This is a genomic window from Bartonella sp. AD328YNZD, assembly GCF_042196425.1.
The window spans coordinates 11,804-15,276 of the sequence record NZ_JBHIQG010000032.1; the positions used below are offsets into that span (position 1 = coordinate 11,804).

General features: G+C 38.6%; 3 protein-coding genes. 1 reads left to right on the forward strand and 2 read right to left on the reverse strand.

The window, feature by feature from the left end:
• Positions 1-30 precede the first annotated feature (30 nt).
• Positions 31-849, reverse strand: a complete 819-nt coding sequence (locus ACFIO3_RS02955) for a MetQ/NlpA family ABC transporter substrate-binding protein (RefSeq protein ID WP_375607358.1) — start codon at positions 847-849, stop codon at positions 31-33.
• Between the two features lie 502 nt (positions 850-1,351).
• Here ACFIO3_RS02955 and ACFIO3_RS02960 point away from each other — a divergent pair.
• Positions 1,352-1,990, forward strand: a complete 639-nt coding sequence (locus tag ACFIO3_RS02960) for an SH3 domain-containing protein (RefSeq protein WP_375608718.1) — start codon at positions 1,352-1,354, stop codon at positions 1,988-1,990.
• Positions 1,991-2,322: 332 nt separating this feature from the next.
• Here the strand turns inward: ACFIO3_RS02960 and ACFIO3_RS02965 are convergent, their stop codons facing one another.
• On the reverse strand, positions 2,323-3,354 hold the full coding sequence (locus ACFIO3_RS02965; RefSeq protein ID WP_375686713.1) for an aspartate-semialdehyde dehydrogenase: 1,032 nt from the start codon (positions 3,352-3,354) through the stop codon (positions 2,323-2,325).
• Between the last annotated feature and the right edge of the window lie 119 nt (positions 3,355-3,473).

Genomic DNA, 3,473 nt, shown 5'->3' on the forward strand with positions numbered 1-3,473 from the left:
TTGGCACAATTACTCAGATATTTGGCACAATTACCAAGATGTTTGGGCGGTTTTGCCAAAAATCTCTTTGATTTTTGTACGGATAAGATCGTTGTTGTAAGCGGCAACTAATTTTTTAACCCATGGTTCATCTTTTTCGCTCGTGCGTACAACGATGATATTATCATAAGGATTATTTTTGGCGCTCTCCCATGCAACCACATCTTTTTCAAAACTTAATCCAGAAACAATAGCCCAGTTTGTGTTTATAATTGCAAGATCAAAATCATCAATAGCTCGCCCTAACATACCGGCATCGAGCTCACGAATTTGCAGATTTTTAGGATTTTCAATAATATCAAGTGGAGATGCAAGAATATTATGAGGATCTTTTAACTTAATGAGACCTAAAGAATTAAGAAGAAGTAAGGCTCTTCCACCATTAGATGGGTCGTTCGGAATACCAACATGAGCACCATCACGAAGATCTTTTAAGTCTTTTATTTTGTGTGAATAAACACCGATTGGAGCAATAAATGTATAGCCGACAATTGAAAGTTTATAGCCACGTTGTTTCATTTGTTCATTAAGATAAGGGGCGTGCTGAAAAGCATTCGCATCGATCTCTCCTGCGTTAACAGCATCATTAGGCAAAGCGTAATCAGAAAAATAAACGAGTTCAATATCTAAACCGGCTTTTTTAGCCTGTTCCGCAGCAGTTTTCCAAATAATCGCATCCCGCCCTTCCATAATACCAAGTTTGATCTTTGTTTTGTCTGCGGCCATGGAAAAAGCAGTAGACAAAAAAAGTGCAAAGAGAGAGAGGAATAATCCTATAATCCGACTACGAAAAAATTTTTTTAATGTCATATGCTTTTAACTTTCTTTTTCGAGAAATTTTTTGAGGGAAGTTTCAATATACTCTGTATCTTTTTAGGCAGATTTAAAGTTATACAAGCTTTAGAGAATATTCAATCACTTTTATTTTTAAAAGAGTATTATTTTTCCTTCTATTTTAGTTGTTTTGGGGGCTGATCATCTTTTGTTCATAGAAATTCTCTGAAATTCAAATAATTAATTCTTTTATTGCAATCATTTGTTGAGGGAACCAATGCCCCTTTAAAAACTTCTGTAAGGGACAATTGGTTGAAGAACTGGACAATCAGATGATGTTTTAGCCGTAAATTCATGAAGAACATACTGCGCAATCAAGATCAAAAGGCCGTGTTCGTGTAGGCGATAAAGAGAGGTTTTGTTGCAATGTTGTGGGATTTTTTGGGGAAAAAGGTTGCTGATCATTGGATTTAAACGCGGCAAATTTTTGCAAAGGCGAATTTTTGTCCTTCATATGTTTTAGAGAGGAAGAAAAATAATGTTAAGAAAGAAATTTTTATCAACAATGATGACTTTATGGGCTTTAGGAGCGTCAGGGGTGGCTGTGACTGCTTTTCACGCGGAAGCTGGAACCATTACAGGAACAGTTGCTCGTGTTGCATCAGGTCAGGTATCTTTACGCACAGGCCCTGCGACAGCTTATAAAGTTATCGCAATGGTTCCAATGGGAGCAAAAGTGCAAATTTATGGCTGCCTATCCAATAAAACTTGGTGTTCTCTTGGTTATCATGGAAAAGTTGGTTGGGCATCTGCACGTTACGTCAATGTTAACGATGTTCCTACCATTGCTTTTAAAAAGATGCCAGCAAAATCAAAATCCATGGTAAAATCACCAAAAGAAAAAGTGAAACAGGTTGTTTCTGATTTTAAAGCTCTTCCGGCGATTCAAAAAACACGCAAAAACATGCAAAAATTCTATAGAACAGATATGATTATCGATTCCACCGGGGTAAAAAAAAGAGATGAGCGGACAATTTTAAATCCGTCGCCAAAAGCGCAAGGAGTTTCTGTAAAGCGCGTGAATGCTTATAATCCCTCCTTTCCGGATGATGTCAATTACAAAAACTTTGAACGCAATGAAACGCGTTACCGTGTCGTGACTTATCCTGCTCGATAAGGGTAAAGTTAATTTCACAACCGGAATGACAAAAAGGATCAGCAGCATGAAGCAAACAATGCTTATGCTGCTGCTCTTGCTGTTTCGTAAAGCGGCATTAAGGTGGATATTAGTGCAAGCTCCTTCAAAAGTGCGATTGTGTTCAGATTGGTGCAGGGAAAGAGCTTCATTCTTTAAGGCAGAGAGAGCTAAGAATATTCAGGGTGGAATTTGCCAGTGCTTTGAAATAATAACCTTTTAAGATGGTGTTAGAGGGAAGCTGTTAAAAAAGCCGGACTTTTTAACAGACCGGCTTTGTATAAGGTTCCTTGTCCTGTCGGACAGGAAGATGATTAATTTATCGACTTTGGCTTGATCAAATTACGAGAAATGAGCAATTCAGCAATTTGAACGGCATTCAATGCTGCTCCTTTTCTTAAATTATCGGCAACAACCCAGAAAGCTAAACCATTTTCAACGGTGATATCTTCACGAATACGGCTAATAAAGGTGTCATCTTCTCCCGTACATTCATAAGGGGTGGTATAGCCACCATCTTCGTGTTTATCGATAAGCTGACAGCCGGGTGCATCGCGTAGGAGCGCTTGTGCTTCAGATGCGCTTAGTGGTTTTTCAAATTCAACATGGACAGCTTCGGCATGACCGATAAAGACAGGAACCCGAACAGCAGTGGCTGTTAATTTAATTTTCGGGTCGAGAATTTTTTTTGTTTCCACGGTCATTTTCCATTCTTCTTTTGTATAACCATCTTCCATGAAAACATCGATATGAGGAATGACATTAAAGGCAATGCGTTTAGTGAATTTTTTTGATGTAATTGGATCTGCAACAAAAACTGCACGTGATTGTTCGAAAAGTTCGTCCATTCCTTCTTTACCAGCTCCAGAAACAGACTGATATGTAGAGACAACAACACGTTTAATGATTGCAGCATCATGGAGAGGTTTTAAAGCTAAGACCAGTTGAATTGTTGAACAATTAGGATTTGCTATAATATTACGCTTAGAAAAGGCATTTATAGCTTCGCCATTGACTTCAGGGACTATCAACGGAACATTGGCATCATAGCGCCACGTGGAGGAATTATCGATGACGACACAGCCGGTAGCAGCGATTTTAGGGGCGTATTCTTTGGAAATGCTCCCTCCTGCAGACATAAGACAAAAATCTGTGTCTGAAAAATCGTAAGTATCCAGTGCTTTTACTTTTAAAGTTTTATCTCCATAAGAAACTTCTTGTCCTAATGAGCGTCGTGATGCGAGAGGGACAATTTCATGCGCAGGAAAACCACGCTCTTCTAAAATTGTAAGCATTTCACGACCAACATTGCCGGTTGCGCCAACAATTGCAACTTTAAAACTCATTTTCTATACTCCTCATGTCTCTCCACGTTTATTCCCCGTGCTATACTCAGGAGAGAGTGAGTTGGTCAAGGAACATCGTTAAATTATATTTTTGATTTTCAACAACTCAATTTTGTGCA